At 34.3% G+C, this 18,294-nt stretch carries 20 protein-coding genes; all 20 read left to right on the plus strand.

Translation table 11 applies throughout. The features are described from left to right. Nucleotides 1–57 precede the first annotated feature (57 nt). A complete protein-coding gene (locus KA873_RS09555) occupies nucleotides 58–1,317 on the plus strand; it encodes a UDP-N-acetylglucosamine 1-carboxyvinyltransferase (protein ID WP_107385295.1) in 1,260 nt (419 codons plus the stop codon). An 87-nt stretch (nucleotides 1,318–1,404) separates the two neighbouring features. After that, complete coding sequence (locus KA873_RS09560) at nucleotides 1,405–1,725, plus strand: winged helix-turn-helix transcriptional regulator (RefSeq protein ID WP_107385296.1); 321 nt, start codon at nucleotides 1,405–1,407, stop codon at nucleotides 1,723–1,725. A gap of 404 nt (nucleotides 1,726–2,129) precedes the next feature. Then, on the plus strand, nucleotides 2,130–3,557 hold the full coding sequence (locus KA873_RS09565; protein WP_210140275.1) for an aldehyde dehydrogenase family protein: 1,428 nt from the start codon (nucleotides 2,130–2,132) through the stop codon (nucleotides 3,555–3,557). An 844-nt stretch (nucleotides 3,558–4,401) separates the two neighbouring features. After that, complete coding sequence (rho, locus tag KA873_RS09570) at nucleotides 4,402–5,718, plus strand: transcription termination factor Rho (protein ID WP_107384850.1); 1,317 nt, start codon at nucleotides 4,402–4,404, stop codon at nucleotides 5,716–5,718. Nucleotides 5,719–5,851: 133 nt separating this feature from the next. Next, nucleotides 5,852–6,109 (plus strand): type B 50S ribosomal protein L31, encoded by a 258-nt coding sequence (locus KA873_RS09575; RefSeq protein WP_019468287.1) that lies wholly within the window; start codon nucleotides 5,852–5,854, stop codon nucleotides 6,107–6,109. A gap of 202 nt (nucleotides 6,110–6,311) precedes the next feature. After that, a complete protein-coding gene (locus KA873_RS09580; protein ID WP_107384849.1) occupies nucleotides 6,312–6,911 on the plus strand; it encodes a thymidine kinase in 600 nt (199 codons plus the stop codon). Continuing rightward, entirely contained in the window at nucleotides 6,911–7,987 is a 1,077-nt protein-coding gene (gene prfA / locus KA873_RS09585) for a peptide chain release factor 1 (RefSeq protein WP_019468289.1), read from the plus strand. The genes KA873_RS09580 and prfA overlap by 1 nt, the downstream gene beginning before the upstream one ends. Next, nucleotides 7,971–8,810, plus strand: a complete 840-nt coding sequence (prmC, locus tag KA873_RS09590; protein ID WP_107504813.1) for a peptide chain release factor N(5)-glutamine methyltransferase — start codon at nucleotides 7,971–7,973, stop codon at nucleotides 8,808–8,810. Before prfA ends, prmC begins: the two co-directional genes overlap by 17 nt. Nucleotides 8,811–8,905: 95 nt before the next feature. Then, nucleotides 8,906–9,949: an L-threonylcarbamoyladenylate synthase gene (locus KA873_RS09595; RefSeq protein WP_107384847.1), complete on the plus strand. Its 1,044-nt coding sequence runs from the start codon at nucleotides 8,906–8,908 to the stop codon at nucleotides 9,947–9,949. Continuing rightward, complete coding sequence (locus tag KA873_RS09600) at nucleotides 9,946–10,368, plus strand: low molecular weight protein arginine phosphatase (RefSeq protein WP_107504814.1); 423 nt, start codon at nucleotides 9,946–9,948, stop codon at nucleotides 10,366–10,368. Before KA873_RS09595 ends, KA873_RS09600 begins: the two co-directional genes overlap by 4 nt. A gap of 143 nt (nucleotides 10,369–10,511) precedes the next feature. Then, nucleotides 10,512–11,036 carry a TIGR01440 family protein gene (locus tag KA873_RS09605; RefSeq protein WP_107384845.1) on the plus strand — a complete coding sequence of 175 codons (525 nt, stop codon included), beginning with the start codon at nucleotides 10,512–10,514 and terminating at the stop codon, nucleotides 11,034–11,036. A gap of 21 nt (nucleotides 11,037–11,057) precedes the next feature. Further along, nucleotides 11,058–12,296, plus strand: coding sequence for a serine hydroxymethyltransferase (gene glyA / locus KA873_RS09610; protein ID WP_107386306.1), 1,239 nt, complete (start codon nucleotides 11,058–11,060; stop codon nucleotides 12,294–12,296). A gap of 16 nt (nucleotides 12,297–12,312) precedes the next feature. Continuing rightward, nucleotides 12,313–12,942, plus strand: a complete 630-nt coding sequence (gene upp / locus KA873_RS09615) for a uracil phosphoribosyltransferase (protein ID WP_019468295.1) — start codon at nucleotides 12,313–12,315, stop codon at nucleotides 12,940–12,942. A 22-nt stretch (nucleotides 12,943–12,964) separates the two neighbouring features. Next, nucleotides 12,965–14,095, plus strand: a complete 1,131-nt coding sequence (wecB, locus tag KA873_RS09620) for a non-hydrolyzing UDP-N-acetylglucosamine 2-epimerase (RefSeq protein ID WP_107384842.1) — start codon at nucleotides 12,965–12,967, stop codon at nucleotides 14,093–14,095. 154 nt (nucleotides 14,096–14,249) lie between these two features. Next, nucleotides 14,250–14,600, plus strand: a complete 351-nt coding sequence (locus tag KA873_RS09625; protein ID WP_107504823.1) for an ATP synthase subunit I — start codon at nucleotides 14,250–14,252, stop codon at nucleotides 14,598–14,600. Between the two features lie 27 nt (nucleotides 14,601–14,627). Further along, nucleotides 14,628–15,350, plus strand: coding sequence for a F0F1 ATP synthase subunit A (atpB, locus tag KA873_RS09630; RefSeq protein WP_019468297.1), 723 nt, complete (start codon nucleotides 14,628–14,630; stop codon nucleotides 15,348–15,350). A 38-nt stretch (nucleotides 15,351–15,388) separates the two neighbouring features. After that, nucleotides 15,389–15,595: a F0F1 ATP synthase subunit C gene (atpE, locus tag KA873_RS09635; RefSeq protein ID WP_002482721.1), complete on the plus strand. Its 207-nt coding sequence runs from the start codon at nucleotides 15,389–15,391 to the stop codon at nucleotides 15,593–15,595. A gap of 97 nt (nucleotides 15,596–15,692) precedes the next feature. Continuing rightward, entirely contained in the window at nucleotides 15,693–16,220 is a 528-nt protein-coding gene (locus KA873_RS09640; protein WP_107384851.1) for a F0F1 ATP synthase subunit B, read from the plus strand. Further along, the gene (locus KA873_RS09645; RefSeq protein ID WP_107384840.1) at nucleotides 16,220–16,759 is read left to right on the plus strand and encodes a F0F1 ATP synthase subunit delta; all 540 of its coding nucleotides are present in this window, start codon (nucleotides 16,220–16,222) and stop codon (nucleotides 16,757–16,759) included. Before KA873_RS09640 ends, KA873_RS09645 begins: the two co-directional genes overlap by 1 nt. Before the next feature lie 20 nt (nucleotides 16,760–16,779). Continuing rightward, complete coding sequence (gene atpA / locus KA873_RS09650) at nucleotides 16,780–18,294, plus strand: F0F1 ATP synthase subunit alpha (protein WP_107384839.1); 1,515 nt, start codon at nucleotides 16,780–16,782, stop codon at nucleotides 18,292–18,294.

Here is an 18,294-nt window from a genome sequence, read left to right on the forward strand (position 1 = left end):
ATGCAAATAATGTAATTAAATTGAAATACTGATTGAAAGGCAAAGGAGATCAAGCGAATGGCTCAAGAAGTAATAAAAATTAGAGGCGGTCAAACACTAAAAGGTGAAGTTAATAATCATGGTGCAAAAAATAGTGCTGTAGCAATTATTCCAGCGACAATATTAGCGGAAGATAAAGTTACAATAGAAGGGTTGCCACAAATCTCAGATGTTGAAACGCTTGTGAGTTTATTAGGTGATTTGAACATTAAGGCAAACTTAGAAGGTATGACCCTTGAAGTTGATCCAAATGAAATTGAAAATGCGCCGTTACCTAATAACAAAGTAGAATCATTACGTGCATCATACTATATGATGGGAGCAATGTTAGGTAGATTTAAAAAATGCGTGATTGGTTTACCAGGCGGTTGTCCATTAGGTCCACGACCAATTGATCAACATATCAAAGGTTTTAAAGCATTAGGTGCGCATATTGATGAATCCAGTGAAACATCTATGAAAATTGAAGCTGATCGTTTAATAGGAGCTAACATATTTTTAGATATTGTTAGTGTGGGTGCTACAATTAACATTATGTTGGCAGCAGTTCGAGCTGAAGGGCAAACTGTAATTGAAAACGCAGCGAAAGAACCTGAAGTTGTTGATGTAGCAAACTTTTTAACAAGTTTAGGTGCTAATATTAAAGGTGCTGGTACGAGTACTATTAAAATAAAAGGTGTTGAGCATCTTCATGGATCACATCATCAGGTGATTCCAGATAGAATCGAAGCAGGAACTTATATGTGTATTGCAGCAGCTTGTGGTGAAGATATTGTAATTAATAATATTATTCCTACTCATGTTGAGCCATTAACTGTTAAGTTGAAAGAGCTTGGTGTAGACATTAATGTCAGCGATGATAGTGCAACAATTAAGAGGAGTGCACCATATGCTAGTGTAGATATCAAAACATTAGTATATCCTGGTTTCGCCACAGATTTACAACAACCTATCACGCCGTTATTATTTATGGCTGATGGCGTATCTTTTGTGACTGAAACAATTTATCCTGCTAGATTCAAGCACGTAGAAGAACTTAAAAAAATGGGTGCTCATATTACATCAGATAATGGTACTGCTACTATCAAACCATCAAAATTAACTGGTGCAGAAGTATACGCGAGTGACTTACGTGCAGGTGCTTGTCTTATTGTAGCTGGTTTATTGGCTGAAGGTGTTACTACAATTTACAATGTAAAGCATATTTATCGTGGTTATACTAACATTGTTAAAACACTAAAATCACTTGGTGCAGACATTTGGACTGAAAAAATATAAAACATGTGGTATAATAATTATACTGAATGAATAAAACATAATTATAGTTTATGCAGTGGGAAATATAATTGATATGAGGTGATGACCATGGAGGTTTGCCCTTATCTAGAAGAGACCTTTAAAATAGTAGGCAGAAGTTGGAACGGTCTTATCATTAATTACTTGTCTAGATGCACAGAAAAATCTGCTCATTTTTCTGATATGAAGCGTGATTTGAAAACAATTACGCCTCGTGCGCTTAGCATAAAATTAACAGACCTAAATGAATGGGGGCTTGTAGAGAAAAAGATTATTTCTACTAGTCCTATGAACATTTTATACCAACTTACAGATAAAGGTGATGCCTTGGCAACGGCATTGGTTCCTATGGAAAAATGGGCCCAAGAATATATTGAGTTAGAAAGCTAAAGATTTTAGCTTTTTAATTTAATATTCTACGTAATATTTATTTACAGATAAATGTTATTTCGAGGTTATTTTTAACATACTTAGGTTAGCTATAAAGAAATCTTTGTTTAAAGATTTCTTTATAGCTTTTTTTATTTATTGTTGAGCCATCTTTTTGCAATAATTTAAAATGACTTAGGTGATTGACATATCGTATTATGCTTAATAATCATAATTTTTAGGCTATCACTGTTATTTCATGTCGTCGTATAGTTAGTTAATGCTCTTACAACAATGTGCAATTATCATGCGTGAAAGCCTGTAATAACAACGTTTGAAAAGATTTGATATGAGCAGATATGTTTTAAAATTAAAAATCTAGGTTAGAATAAAAATATGAACACAAATTAAGGAGTGAATAATAGATGAGAAACTTCACTAAACAATATATCAACGGACAATGGGTAGAAAGTTCAAGCGGAGAAACACTTGATGTTATCAACCCAGCAACAGAAGAAGTAGCAGGTAAAATTGCTAAAGGTAATAAAGAAGATGTTGATAAAGCGGTAGAAGCGGCAGATAATGTATATTTAGAATTTAGACACAGTTCTGTAGAAGAAAGAAAAGAACTCTTAGATAAAATCGTTCAAGAATATAAAAATAGAAAAGATGATATCGTTGACGCAATAACCGACGAATTAGGAGCTCCTTTAAAAGTATCTGAAAATGTCCATTACCAAATGGGATTAGATCATTTTGAAGCAGCACGAGACGCATTAGATAATTTTGAATTTGAAGAAAGACGCGGTGACGATTTAGTCGTCAAAGAAGCGATTGGTGTTGCAGGATTAATTACACCATGGAATTTTCCAACTAACCAAACTTCATTAAAATTAGCTGCAGCCTTTGCAGCGGGAAGTCCGGTCGTGTTAAAACCATCAGAAGAAACACCATTTGCAGCAATTATTTTAGCAGAAATATTTGATAAAGTTGGCGTACCTAAAGGCGTGTTTAACTTAGTAAATGGCGACGGCCAAGGTGTGGGAAATCCGCTTAGCGAACATCCAAAAGTGAGAATGATGTCCTTTACTGGATCTGGTCCAACTGGTGCGAGTATTATGAAAAAAGCAGCTGAAGATTTCAAAAAAGTATCATTAGAATTAGGGGGTAAATCTCCATATATAATTTTAGATGATGCTGATATCGATGGCGCTGCAAGTGCAGCTACTGGCAAAGTCGTTAATAACACAGGCCAAGTTTGTACTGCAGGAACAAGAACATTAGTACCAGCAAGTATAAAAGAAGAATTCTTAACAGCTGTTAAAGAAAAATTTAGCCAAGTTAAAGTTGGTAATCCTCGTGAAGAAGGTACACAAGTAGGACCAATTATTAGCAAAAAACAATTTGATCAGGTTCAATCATATATTGATAAAGGTGTAGAAGAAGGTGCCGAATTATTATATGGTGGTCCTGGAAAACCTGAAAACTTAGAAAAAGGTTATTTTGCAAGACCAACTATTTTTAATAATGTTGAAAATGATATGACAATTGCACAAGAAGAAATTTTCGGTCCTGTAATGTCTGTAATTACGTATAATGATTTAGACGAAGCTATTGAAATTGCAAATGATACGAAATATGGCTTAGCTGGTTATGTATATGGAGAAGATAAAGAAAAACTTCACAAAGTAGCACGTTCAATTGAGGCTGGAACAGTTGAAATTAATGAAGCTGGACGTAAACCAGATTTACCATTCGGTGGTTACAAACAATCAGGTTTAGGACGCGAATGGGGAGATTATGGTATAGAAGAATTCTTAGAAGTTAAATCTATTGCAGGATATTATAATTAATAATCTATTATAAAAACTAAGTGAGATGTTGTAACAAAACAAACTGAGACAAAAATCTCACGCTTAAAAGTGACTAATCCATAGGTCTATGGATTAGTCACTTTTTTAATCTTGCGATTTCGATCGTGCATGCTTGCCTGGGGATATGATTCGAGCCTGTAGTCTCTCATTCATATCATTTCCCTGGGCGTCAGCACGTTTCCCAATCGCTATAAGTGATGTGTCATCATACAAAAACATCTCCGTATTATTTAAAGAAGTAACTATTTTATAACAATAGAAAACATGATTTATCATATACAATTAATGGAAAGTTGAATTTTTAAATTCACCAAATAATTCAACTGAACATGAGTATAAATGATGGATTAGTCACTTTTTTAATCTTGCGATTTCGATCGTGCATGCTTGCCTGGGGATATGATTCGAGTTTGTAGTCTCTCATTCATATCATTTCCCCGGGCGTCAGCACGTTTTTAAATCGCTATAAACTAAGACTTAACTTATATTATTCGTTGAAACTGAAATTTTAATTCCTAATATAAGTACATCGCAATATGTAAATAACAACTTCTGTATTGTTTCAATAGCAATTGATAATTACGCTTGAGCTAAAGATATTTATATCTTGGGGCTTATTATATTTAGAAAATTTGAAATATAAAGTAAAGTTTTACAATTTAACATACTGTTTTATTAACTAATTAGCTTTAAAGCAGTATTTATAAATTTCAATTATTGAAATACATTTTGTAATTAAATAAAATATTTGCTATAGTTATAAAGGTAAATAGCGTAGTTCATTATGTTATTTAAAACTTATTTATGAAATGGGTGCAAGATAATGCCTGAAAAAGTACGAACATCACCTCAGTACGAATCGTTCCACGAGTTATATAAAAATTACACTACTAAAGATCTCACTCAAAAAGCAAAATCACTGAAATTAACAAATTATAGTAAATTAAATAAAAAAGAGTTAGTTCTTGCAATTATGGAAGCGCAAATGGAAAAAGATGGAAACTATTATATGGAAGGTATCTTAGATGATATCCAACAAGATGGTTACGGCTTCTTAAGAACTGTCAATTATTCAAAAGGTGAAAAAGATATTTATATATCTGCTAGTCAAATACGTCGTTTTGAAATTAAACGAGGCGATAAAGTAACTGGTAAAGTAAGAAAACCCAAGGATAATGAAAAGTATTATGGTTTGCTACAAGTAGATTTTGTCAATGATGAGAATGCAGAAGAAGTTAAGAAAAGACCACATTTCCAAGCATTAACACCATTATACCCAGAAGAACGCATCAAGTTAGAAACAACAAAAGAAAACTATTCTACGCGTATTATGGATTTAATTACTCCAATCGGTTTAGGACAACGTGGTTTGATTGTTGCCCCGCCTAAAGCTGGGAAAACATCATTATTGAAAGAAATTGCAAATGCCATCGCAATCAATAAACCTGATGCAGAATTATTTGTGCTACTTGTGGGTGAAAGACCAGAAGAGGTTACTGATATAGAGCGTTCTGTTGAATCGGCAGAAGTTGTTCACTCAACATTTGATGAACCTCCACAGCATCATGTCAAAGTAGCAGAATTACTATTAGAACGTGCAAAGCGTTTAGTAGAAATAGGTAAAGACGTCATTATTTTAATGGATTCCATTACAAGACTTGCACGTGCGTATAACTTGGTTATCCCGCCAAGTGGACGTACACTTTCAGGTGGTTTAGATCCAGCATCATTACACAAACCTAAGGCGTTCTTTGGTGCAGCAAGAAATATTGAAGCTGGTGGTAGTATGACGATATTAGCTACTGCGTTAGTGGATACTGGTTCTCGTATGGATGATATGATATATGAAGAATTTAAAGGAACAGGAAACATGGAATTACATCTTGATCGTAAACTTGCTGAACGTCGTGTATTTCCAGCTATTGATATTGGTCGAAGTTCTACACGTAAAGAGGAATTGCTAATATCACCAAAAGATTTAGAATCACTTTGGCAACTGCGTAACATGTTTACAGATTCACTTGATTTTACAGAAAGATTTGTAAGAAAATTAAAACGAACAAAAACGAATCAAGAATTCTTTGAACAATTACAGGAAGCTGCCAAGGAGAGTACTAAAACTGGAAAGCCAATTATTTAAAGCGGCTTATCATTTAAAAATGTGATTTAGGGTTGCGTTTTAGTTTTATAACAATTATAATTATCAAGTATTGGGTAAAAAAACTCACAAACAACTCTGTTCCAGATGGTTCAGGGCAAAGGAGCTGAAAAAAATGAAACAAAATATTCATCCTGAATACCACAAAGTTATCTTTTTAGATACAACTACAGATTTTAAATTCTTAAGTGGTTCAACAAAATCTTCATCAGAAACGATGGAATGGGAAGATGGAAATGAATACCCAGTTATTCGTTTAGATATTTCTTCTGATTCACATCCGTTTTACACAGGACGTCAAAAATTCGCTGCTGCGGATGGTCGTGTGGAACGTTTCAACAAGAAATTCGGATTCAAATCAAGCAACGAATAATTGTTGTAATAAGGCATTCTCATTTTATGAGAATGCTTTTTTATTTAACATGGATGATGGAAAGGTAAAACCAAAAGAGTGCCGATGTTTTAGTACATTAATTACATATTAAATTACAAATAACTTAAGAGAAATTGATATTTTAAGATGGAAAATATGATATAATAAACCGATTATGTTTTGAAAAAGGGTGGAACGCATAATGAATGAAACTTATCATTCCGGCTGGATAGAATGTATAACTGGAAGCATGTTTAGTGGTAAATCTGAAGAATTAATTCGTCGCTTAAGACGTGGACTATATGCTAAACAAAAGGTGGTTGTATTTAAACCAGCAATAGATGACCGCTATCATAAAGATAAAATTGTTTCGCATAATGGCAATGCAATTGAGGCAATTAATATCTCAACAGCAGCTGAGATTTATAAACACGATTTATCAAATTTTGATATTATAGCAATCGATGAAGTTCAATTTTTTGAAAACAACATTGTTCATATTGTAGAAGAATTAGCTGAAAAGGGACATAGAGTGATTACTGCAGGTTTAGATATGGATTTTAGAGGTGAACCATTTGAACCGATACCTCATTTATTAGCAGTAAGTGAAGAAGTGACTAAACTACAAGCTGTTTGTGCAGTATGTGGCTCGTCATCAAGCCGTACACAACGGTTAATTGATGGCAATCCAGCAAAAATAGATGACCCTGTGATTCTCGTCGGCGCAAACGAAAGCTATGAACCTAGATGTAGGGCACATCATATCGTTGCACCAAGTAATCATGAGAAGGAGGAAATGTAGTGTTTGATCAATTAGACATTGTAGAAGAAAGATACGAACAATTAAACGAAATGTTAAGTGATCCTGAAGTCGTAAATAACCCAGATAATTTACGAAAATATTCAAAAGAACAGGCTGATTTGCAAAAAACAGTTGAAGTGTATCGCGAATATAAACAAGTTAAAGAAGATGTAACTGAAATAGATGAAATGTTACAGGAAACAAAAGATGAAGAAGAAGTTGAAATGCTCAAAGATGAAAAGCAAGAATTGAGCCAAAAAATTCCAGAATTAGAAGAAGAATTAAAATTCTTGTTAATTCCAAAAGATCCAAATGATGAAAAAGATGTAATTGTTGAAATTCGTGCAGCTGCTGGTGGAGATGAGGCTGCAATATTTGCTGGAGATTTATTTAGAATGTATTCTAGATACGCTGAAGCGCATAGTTATAAGACAGATATAGTAGAAGCTACTGAAAGTGACCATGGCGGATACAAAGAGATTAGTTTCTCTGTTTCAGGCACAGGCGCTTATAGTAAATTGAAATACGAAAATGGCGCACATCGTGTACAACGTGTACCAGCAACAGAGTCAGGTGGACGTATTCACACGTCTACAGCTACAGTTGCCGTATTACCAGAAGTTGAAGATGTTGAGATAGAAATTCGTAATGAAGATATTAAAATAGATACCTATCGTTCTAGTGGGGCAGGTGGGCAACACGTAAATACTACAGATTCAGCCGTTCGAATCACACACTTGCCAACGGGTGTTATTGCTACTTCATCAGAAAAATCTCAAATTCAAAACCGTGAAAAAGCAATGAAAGTGTTAAAGGCACGTTTGTTTGATATGAAATTACAAGAAGAACAACAAAAGTATGCAGCACAGCGTAAATCAGCTGTCGGTTCAGGTGATCGCTCAGAGAGAATTAGAACATACAATTACCCACAAAGTCGTGTAACGGATCATCGTATTGGATTGACATTGCAGAAATTAGAGCAAGTTATGGAAGGTAAGTTAGATGAGATTATTGATGCACTAACTTTAGCTGAACAAACAGATAAATTGAAAGAACTGAATGACGGTGAATTATAGAGAAAGATTGAAGACTGCACAAAGCAAATGTGAAGCAAAAGGTATTGAAGTAACAAGAGCTGAATGGTTGATGCTTGATTTATTTCAATGGCAAAAAACAGATTATTTGTTGCATGCTGACGAAATTATGACAGAAGCACACAACGTGTTGTTTGATAATGCGGAAGCAAGGATGTTACAAGGTGAACCTATTCAATATATTGTAGGCACACAATCTTTTTATGGTGAAATATTTAAAGTGAATGAACACTGTTTAATTCCGAGACCTGAAACAGAAGAAGTATTACTGCATTTTTATAATTTGGTGAAGTCTGGAGATAAAGTTGTAGATATAGGCACAGGTAGTGGCAACATACCTATTTTACTTAAAAAAATGAATCAATACTTGGACGTTTTAGCTACAGATTTATATGATGCAGCTTTATCGGTGGCAAAAGACAATGCTCAGTATCATGATGTAGACATTACATTTTTACAAGGTGATGCCTTAAATCCTTTAATAGAGAAAAATATTAAAGTGAATGGATTAATTTCAAATCCACCATATATAGCTGATAGCGAAAAAACTTTAATGGAAGATACAGTATTGAGATATGAACCTACCAGTGCTTTATTTGCTGAAAATAATGGTTTTCAAGTTTATGATAAGATTTTAGAACAATTGCCAGATGTATTATTACCCAATGCAATAGTTGTGTTTGAAATTGGTTATAAACAAGGCCTTACTTTAAAGAAAAAAATTGAAGAAAAATATCCTGCTGTTTGTGTTCAAATAATAAAAGATATTAACAATAATGATAGAATTATTTCTTTCGAATGGTAACTTAAGAAGTTGTGTGCTGAACATGATAAGTCATGAAGGTGCATAACTTCTTATTTTGTTTTAAAATTGAAATTAAGATGAAAGGGTGTGTATAGATGGAAACAAAAATATGGGATTTGAGGAATCATCTGACAGACGATGTTAATATAGATACTTATAATGAAATAAAAAATGTTTTTGAAGCTGGTGGACTCATCGCTATACCAACTGAAACAGTATATGGTTTAGGTGGCGATGCAAGAAATGAACAGACTATAAAAAATATTTATGCAGCAAAAGGTAGACCTTCAGATAACCCTCTAATCGTTCATATACATAATGTTAAACAATTAGATGCATTTACAAAGCATATTACACAAGAAGTTAGGATGCTAATGAATCAATTTTGGCCTGGTCCAATTTCATTTATTTTACCACTGAAAAAAGGTTTTTTATGTGAAAGTGTAAGTGGTGGACTTTCATCCATAGCAGTTAGGATGCCGAGTCACCCGATTGGAAGGAAAATATTAGAGTTTGTAGATATACCGATTGCTGCGCCCAGTGCTAATTTAAGTGGTAGACCTTCTCCAACTAATTTTGAACACGTATATCGTGATTTAAACCAAAGAATTGATGGTATTGTCAATGGTGACCAAAGTGAAGAAGGTCTAGAAAGTACAGTGTTAGATTGTACACAATATCCGTTTAGGATAGCTCGTCCAGGGTCTATTACCAAATCTATGATTGAAAATGTGTTGCCTGGATCTATTTCAACAAAAGAGGATTTGAATCAAGAAAAGCCCATAGCTCCAGGAATGAAATATAAACATTATGCACCAGATACCCCAATAACAATTGTATACGCGGTTCATCAACAACTATCCTCAAGTAAAGATTGGCGTAATGTCGCTTTTATATTTCCAAAAGATAAACTGAAATATATTCCTGAAAATGCAACTTTCATTCCACTATGTGAAAATGAAAGAGATATTAAAGGTGCAAATCATAATTTGTATCAAATATTGCATGATATAGATCAAAATGAAAATATTAAAGAGGCTTATATATTTGGATTTGAAAATCGTGATGATGCAGTTGCTATCATGAATCGTATGCAAAAGGCAGCAAATTATACCATTGTTAAAGGAGAAACTTTATGAAAATCGTTTTTGTCTGTACTGGAAATACTTGCAGAAGTCCGATGGCAGAAAGTATTGCAAAAGCTAAAATGCCAGATATTGAAGTTGCATCACGTGGCTTGTTTGCAATAGATGGTGCACCTACATCAGAATATACACGCGCTATCGTAAGAGAAAAACAATTAACAATACCAGAAAATGCTCAAAAGTTCACTGAAATTGATATGAATGCGGATCTTATTTTGACCATGTCAACAAGCCATAAAGAAGCAATTAAACAAATGTATGGTAAAGGTACACATATATTCACTTTAAGTGAGTATGTATTGCATGGTGATGATGTCGCTGATCCGTTCGGAGGAACTAAATCAGATTATATTGAAATTTATAATGAATTAAATTCATTGATTGGAAAATTAAAAAATAAAATATTAGAGTAAATAAATATGTGAAATTAGTATGAGTAACTCATTAAATACGTTATAATAATAACGTGTAGCAAATTTGCTAGCAATTAAATTTGTCTGATTGGACTTATGTATTTTGGCTTACTTTATATCAAAATAAATAAGGGGTGTTGAACATGGAGGATTTAAAAGCGTTATTAGATGAATTAAAATCTAAATCTTTCTTTAAAGACGATGAGCTTTGCATTATAGGTTGTTCTACTTCAGAAGTGATTGGCGAACGCATAGGTAGTGTTGGATCAATGGAGGTAGCAAAAGATATATTTGAAGCATTAAAAGAGATTGAAACGGAAACAGGCGTTTCTTTTGTATTTCAAGGCTGTGAACATATCAATAGAGCAATTACTATTGAAAAAGCAAATTTCGATCCCCTAACGATGGAAGAAGTAACCGTTGTACCTGATGTCCATGCTGGAGGTAGTTTAGCTACATATGCATATCAACATATGGCTGACCCTATAGTCGTTGAAACAATTAACGTTCCAAAAGGTATTGATATTGGCCAAACATTAATCGGTATGCATATTAAACATGTAGCGATACCTGAGCGTACAAGCGTGAAGCAAATTGGCGAAGCAATTGTTACAATCGCTTCTTCAAGACCTAAGAAAATTGGTGGCGAAAGAGCAAAATATAACTAATACAGAAACGAGGGTTTACTAATGTCATTTATTAAAGATCAAGATAAAGAAATTTATGAAGTGATTCAAAACGAGTTCAACCGTCAAAATAACAATATAGAGTTAATCGCATCAGAAAACTTTGTGTCGGAAGCAGTTATGGAAGCTCAAGGTTCCGTATTAACTAACAAGTATGCTGAAGGTTATCCAAACAGAAGATATTACGGTGGTTGTGAATACGTAGATGTATCTGAAACATTAGCTATTGAAAGAGCTAAGCAATTGTTTGGTGCAGAACATGTTAACGTTCAACCACATTCTGGTTCACAAGCAAATATGGCTGTTTATCTCGTTGCATTAGAACACGGAGATACTGTATTAGGTATGAATTTAAGTCATGGTGGACACTTAACTCATGGTGCACCAGTAAACTTTAGTGGTCAATTTTATAACTTTGTCGAATATGGTGTCGACAAAGAGAGTGAACAAATAGACTATGACGAAGTTTTAAAAGTAGCAAAAGCGCATCAACCTAAATTAATTGTTGCTGGCGCATCTGCATACTCAAAAACAATAGACTTCAAACGTTTTAGAGAAATTGCTGATGAAGTTGGCGCTAAATTGATGGTGGATATGGCGCATATCGCCGGATTAGTAGCTGCGGGTCTACACCCAAGCCCAGTAGAATACGCTGATTTTGTAACTACGACAACACATAAAACATTACGCGGCCCTCGTGGTGGTATGATTTTATGTAAAGAAGCATACAAAAAGCAAATTGATAAAACAATCTTCCCAGGTATTCAAGGGGGCCCTTTAGAACATGTTATTGCTGCTAAAGCTGTAGCGTTTGGTGAAGCACTTCAAGATGATTTCAAAACATATCAACAACAAGTGATAAAAAATGCAAAAGCATTAGCTGATACATTAAATAAAGAAGGTTTTAGAGTAGTATCTGGTGGTACTGATAATCATTTAGTATGCGTAGATGTAAAAGGATCAGTCAATATTACTGGTAAAGTAGCAGAAGAAGCCTTGGACTCAATAGGTATTACTTGTAATAAAAATACAATTCCGTTTGATCAAGAAAAACCTTTTGTAACAAGTGGCTTAAGACTTGGTACGCCAGCAGCTACAACACGTGGTTTTGATGAAGCGGCATTTGAAGAAGTAGCCAAAATTATTAGCCTAGTGCTAAAAGATCCTGAAAATGAAACAACATTAAAAGAAGGACAAGAAAGAGTTAAAGCATTAACTACGAAACATCCTTTATATAATTAAATTGGAGGAAGTAATTATGGGCAACGTACATGTTTTTGATCACCCACTTATTCAACACAAATTAAGTTACATTAGAGATGTACATACAGGTACAAAAGAATTTAGAGAACTCGTAGATGAAGTTGGTATGTTGATGGCATACGAAGTAACTAGAAATCTAGAGTTACAAGATGTAGAAATTGAAACACCAGTCACTAAAATGATAGCTAAGAGACTAACAGGTAAAAAATTAGCATTTATTCCCATTTTAAGAGCGGGACTTGGTATGACACAAGGTATCTTAAATTTAGTGCCGGCAGCAAGAATAGGTCATGTTGGGTTATACAGAGATCCCGAAACACTAGAAGCAGTTGAGTATTTTGTAAAACTACCACAAGATATTGAAGAAAGAGAAATTGTAGTAGTTGATCCAATGCTAGCGACTGGTGCTTCCGCAATTGAAGCGATTAATTCACTTAAAAAACGTGGCGCTAAACACATCAGATTTATGTGTCTGATTGCAGCTCCAGAAGGTGTAGAAAAATTACAAGAAGCACATGAAGATGTTGATATTTATATCGCAGCATTAGATGAGAAATTAGATGACCATGCTTATATTACACCTGGTTTAGGTGACGCTGGTGACCGTTTATTCGGTACAAAATAGTTTAACCCAGGAGTGGAGTAGTATGAAAAAAGTTATGACTGTTTTTGGGACACGTCCTGAAGCGATAAAGATGGCACCGCTCGTTTTAGAGTTGGAGAAAGATTCTGAATTACAACCAATCGTTGTAGTGACTGCGCAACACAGAGAAATGTTAGATTCTGTCTTGAAGAGCTTTGACATAACACCTGATTATGATTTGAATATTATGAAACAGGGTCAATCATTGTCTGATATAACTTCTCGCATACTCATTCGATTAGAGGATGTGATAAAGGAAGCGCAACCAGATATGATACTTGTTCACGGAGATACTATGAGTACATTCGCCGGAAGCTTAGCAGCATTATATAATCAAGTCCCAATCGGACATGTCGAAGCTGGTTTACGAACTTGGAATAAATACGCTCCATTTCCTGAAGAAATGAATAGACAAATGGTAGGAGTAATGTCTGATTTAAACTTTGCTCCTACCAATAATGCTGCAAACAATTTGATCGCTGAAAACAAACCAGAAGACACGATCGTAGTGACAGGCAATACTGCGATTGATGCTATGAAAACGACAATTCATAATGGTTATCAATCAGAAATCATAGCTAAGCATAAAAACAAACGTATTATTCTCTTAACTGCGCATAGACGAGAAAATATTGGAGAACCTATGGCACATATTTTCAAAGCAGTACGTGATATTGTCGAAGCATACGAGGATGTTGTTGTCGTATATCCAATACATAAAAACCCTAAAGTACGCGAAATTGCAGATTATTATTTGTCAAACCACACGAGAATCGAGCTTGTAGAACCATTAGAAGTTGTTGATTTTCATAATTTTGCACACCAGTCTTATTTAATTTTAACTGATTCTGGTGGAGTACAAGAAGAAGCGCCTTCATTAGGCAAACCAGTGCTCGTACTAAGGGATGTAACAGAAAGGCCAGAAGGTGTGGCAGCGGGTACATTAAGAATTGTAGGTACAAATACAAAGGACATTTTTGCAGCAACCAAAGAGCTATTAGACAACAAAAATTTATATGAGACGATGAGCACAGCTCAAAATCCATATGGAGATGGCAATGCATCATATAGAATTTGTCAAAATATTAAATATTTTTTCGGTTTAATTGATAAAAAACCTTCTTCTTTCAAATAATTATGTATTTATGTGTCATTTTTGTGACATTCTTGTAAAAAATTGAATTACAATTTGAATAGAATTGACACGTAAAGTACCCTATATTATTATTAAAATTGTATGATTGGAATGGTTTTCATATATGAAAGATAAGGTGAAGCGAGGCACTGAAATGAAACGTTTCAACATCATTTTTAATCAGTACATACAATACTATTTATATTGTATTATTGTACTTGTAATTGTGTTTATTTTCACATACTCTACATTTATATTAGGTCTTATAATTGGTATGATCGGATCGCTAATCAATACTTTTACTTTTGAATATTATTTGGCGAAAGCAAAAGAAAAGGATAACATACATATTTCAACGGGCAACATTTGGAGATATTTGATAGTGATATTAGCTTGTACGACATGGTATTTTTATAAGGACTATATAAACATTTTTGGAGTAGTTGTTGGTTTAATGATTTCTTATGTTTTAATTGTTTTCAAACCATTTTTACACAAGAAATAAAATTTATAATGAAAGAGGTGAGAAAGCATGGATCATAAAGACCCTCTAGTCAGTTGGAATGTGTTCGGTCTAGACATCGTGTTTAATCTATCATCGATTATGATGATGTTGATTACGGCGTTTATTGTTTTTGTAATAGCTATTATTTGTACACGTAACCTCAAGAAACGTCCAACAGGCAAACAAAACTTTATTGAGTGGGTTTTTGATTTCGTAAGAGGGATTATTGAAAGTAACATGGCTTGGTCAAAAGGCGGTCAGTTCCATTTCTTAGCCGTTACATTAATCTTTTTCATATTTGTTAGTAATATGCTTGGATTACCGTTTCAATTAATTTCGGGACACACCCTGTGGTGGAAATCTCCCACAGCCGATCCAACTGTGACACTAACATTATCAACTCTGATAATACTATTAACACATTATTATGGAGTTAAAATGGTTGGAACTAAAGGATATTTCCAAAATTATACAAAGCCAATATTCCTATTGCCCATCAATGTATTTGAAGAATTCACTTCAACATTGACGCTAGGATTACGACTTTACGGAAATATTTTTGCAGGTGAATTATTGCTAGGATTATTGGCAGGTTTAGTATTCGACTTCCCAGCATGGGGTTGGCTAATCGGATTACCTGGCCTAATTGTATGGCAAGGATTCTCAATTTTTATCGGTACGATTCAGGCATATATATTTGTAATGCTTTCGATGGTATATATGTCACACAAAGTACAAAAGAGTCATTAAATTAAAAAATAAAAAGAACAAATTAGGAGGATTTTTAAATGAATTTAATCGCAGCAGCAATCGCAATCGGCTTATCAGCACTTGGTGCAGGTATTGGTAATGGTCTTATCGTTTCAAGAACAGTAGAAGGTGTCGCTCGTCAACCAGAAGCACGTGGTCAATTAATGGGTATTATGTTCATCGGTATCGGTTTAGTTGAGGCGTTACCAATTATAGGTGTAGTTATCGCTTTCATGTCACTATAAGTAAACTAGTCTTTATGGCGAAGTCTTCTGGGCTCTCGCCGTTCGTTTTTATCAAAATACCTTATGATTATACTGGATGAAAGGAGTGTCTATGAAAGTGACTGCTACGACTAATATGTTCGTTCTAGGTGCGGCTAGTGGCGGCGGTGTACAATGGGGAACAATCATTGTTACGATTGCTACATTTGCCATTTTACTTTTACTATTGAAAAAGTTTGCTTGGGGCCCACTTAAAGAAGTGATGGACAAACGTGAACACGATATTAATAAAGATATCGACGATGCTGAACAAGCTAAATTAAATGCTCAAAAACTAGAAGCACAAAACAAACAAACACTAAAAGAAACACAAGAAGAGGTTCATAAAATTTTAGAAGAGTCTAAAATACAAGCCCGTAAACAGCACGAAGAAATCATTCACGAAGCCAACATTAGAGCCAATGGTATGATTGAAACAGCACAAAATGAAATAAACAGTGAAAAAGAACGTGCACTTGCGGATATTAACAATCAGGTTTCTGAACTTTCAGTACTTATTGCTTCAAAAGTACTTCAAAAAGAAATTTCAGAAAAAGATCAAAAAGAATTAGTTGAAAAGTACATTAAAGAGGCAGGCGATAAATAATGGCTAATGTAGCAAAAAAATATGCAAAAGCGTTATTTGATACTGCTAAAGAAAAAGCGTTACTCGATCAAATGTATGAAGAATTTTCAACAATTGACGAAGCAGTACAACCTGAAGTTGGAAAATTAAAAGAATTAGACACAGATCCGCAAAAAGATGTAACACAACGTCAACGTTTTGTTGCTATTATTTTTGGACATGCAAATCAATATTTACAGAATATGTTTATGGTGCTTGCAAGTAATCGCCACCTTACATATACTCATGAAATATTTTTAGCTTTTGAAACCTTATATAATGAATATCATAATCAAGACTTTGCAGTTATTGAATCAGTTTATAAACTATCTGAGGATGAAATAGCAAGTATTGATTCAATTATAAAATCACGTACAAAACTTTCAAAACTAATGATAACAAATGAAATAAATCCAGATCTTATCGGTGGTATCCGAGTTAAAGTCGGTACGAAAGTGATGGATGCAAGTATTAAAAATGATCTTGCCAAACTTGAAAAGCAATTTATTAGAGTGAAATAAAAATTGAAGGAGTGACATAGATGGCCATTAAAGCTGAAGAAATCAGTGCATTACTTCGCTCACAAATAGAAAATTATGAGTCAGAAATGGCTGTTACTGATGTAGGTACAGTTCTGCAAATTGGTGATGGTATCGCTTTAATCCACGGATTAAATGACGTTATGGCTGGTGAGCTTATTGAATTTAATAACGGCGTTCTAGGTTTAGCACAAAACTTAGAAGAATCCAATGTCGGTGTAGTAATTTTAGGCCCTTACGCGGATATAAAAGAGGGAGACGAAGTAAAACGAACTGGACGTATCATGGAAGTTCCAGTTGGTGAGGAGTTACTTGGTCGTGTCGTTAACCCATTAGGACAAGCAATTGATGGTCAAGGACCAATCAATACTACAAAAACACGTCCTGTAGAGAAGAAAGCAACTGGTGTAATGGATCGTAAATCTGTAGATGAACCATTACAAACAGGTATCAAAGCAATTGATGCACTTGTACCAATTGGTCGTGGGCAGCGTGAATTAATTATCGGTGACCGTCAAACAGGTAAAACAACGGTTGCCATTGATACAATTTTGAACCAAAGAGATCAAGATACAATTTGTATATACGTTGCTATCGGACAAAAAGACTCAACGGTTCGAGCAAATGTTGAAAAATTACGTCAAGAAGGTGCATTAGATTATACAATTGTTGTTTCTGCTTCAGCAGCAGATCCAGCACCTATGCTTTACATCTCGCCATATTCTGGTGTAGCAATGGCTGAAGAATTCATGTTTGCTGGCAAAGATGTTTTAATCGTTTATGATGATTTAACAAAACAAGCTGCAGCTTACCGTGAATTATCACTATTATTACGTAGACCTCCAGGTCGTGAAGCTTATCCTGGTGACGTATTCTACTTACATAGTAGATTATTAGAGAGAGCAGCTAAATTAAATGATGATTTAGGTGGCGGTTCAATCACAGCGTTACCTATTATTGAGACACAAGCAGGCGATATTGCTGCTTATGTTCCTACAAACGTAATTTCTATTACAGATGGACAAATATTCTTGCAATCTGACTTATTCTTCTCTGGTGTTAGACCAGCGATTAATGCAGGACAATCAGTATCACGTGTTGGTGGTTCTGCACAAATTAAAGCAATGAAAAAAGTTGCCGGAACTTTACGTCTAGATTTAGCATCATATCGTGAATTAGAATCATTCGCGCAATTTGGGTCTGATTTAGATGAATTTACTGCTAAAAAATTAGAACGTGGTAAACGTACAGTTGAAATATTAAAACAAGATAAAAACAAACCACTACCTGTAGAAAATCAAGTTTTAATTATTTATGCTTTAACAAAAGGACATTTAGATGATATCCCAGTAGTTGATATTACGCGTTTTGAAGACGAGTTGAATCAATGGGCTAAATCGAATGCATCTGATTTATTAAATGAAATCAAAACGACGGGTGCTTTACCTAATGATGAATCATTTGAATCAGCAATCAATGAATTCAAGAAGAGTTTTAGCAAATCAGAGGAAGCATAA

The sequence above is a fragment of the Staphylococcus sp. GDY8P45P genome, from assembly GCF_017892745.1.
Lineage (GTDB): Bacteria > Bacillota > Bacilli > Staphylococcales > Staphylococcaceae > Staphylococcus > Staphylococcus cohnii.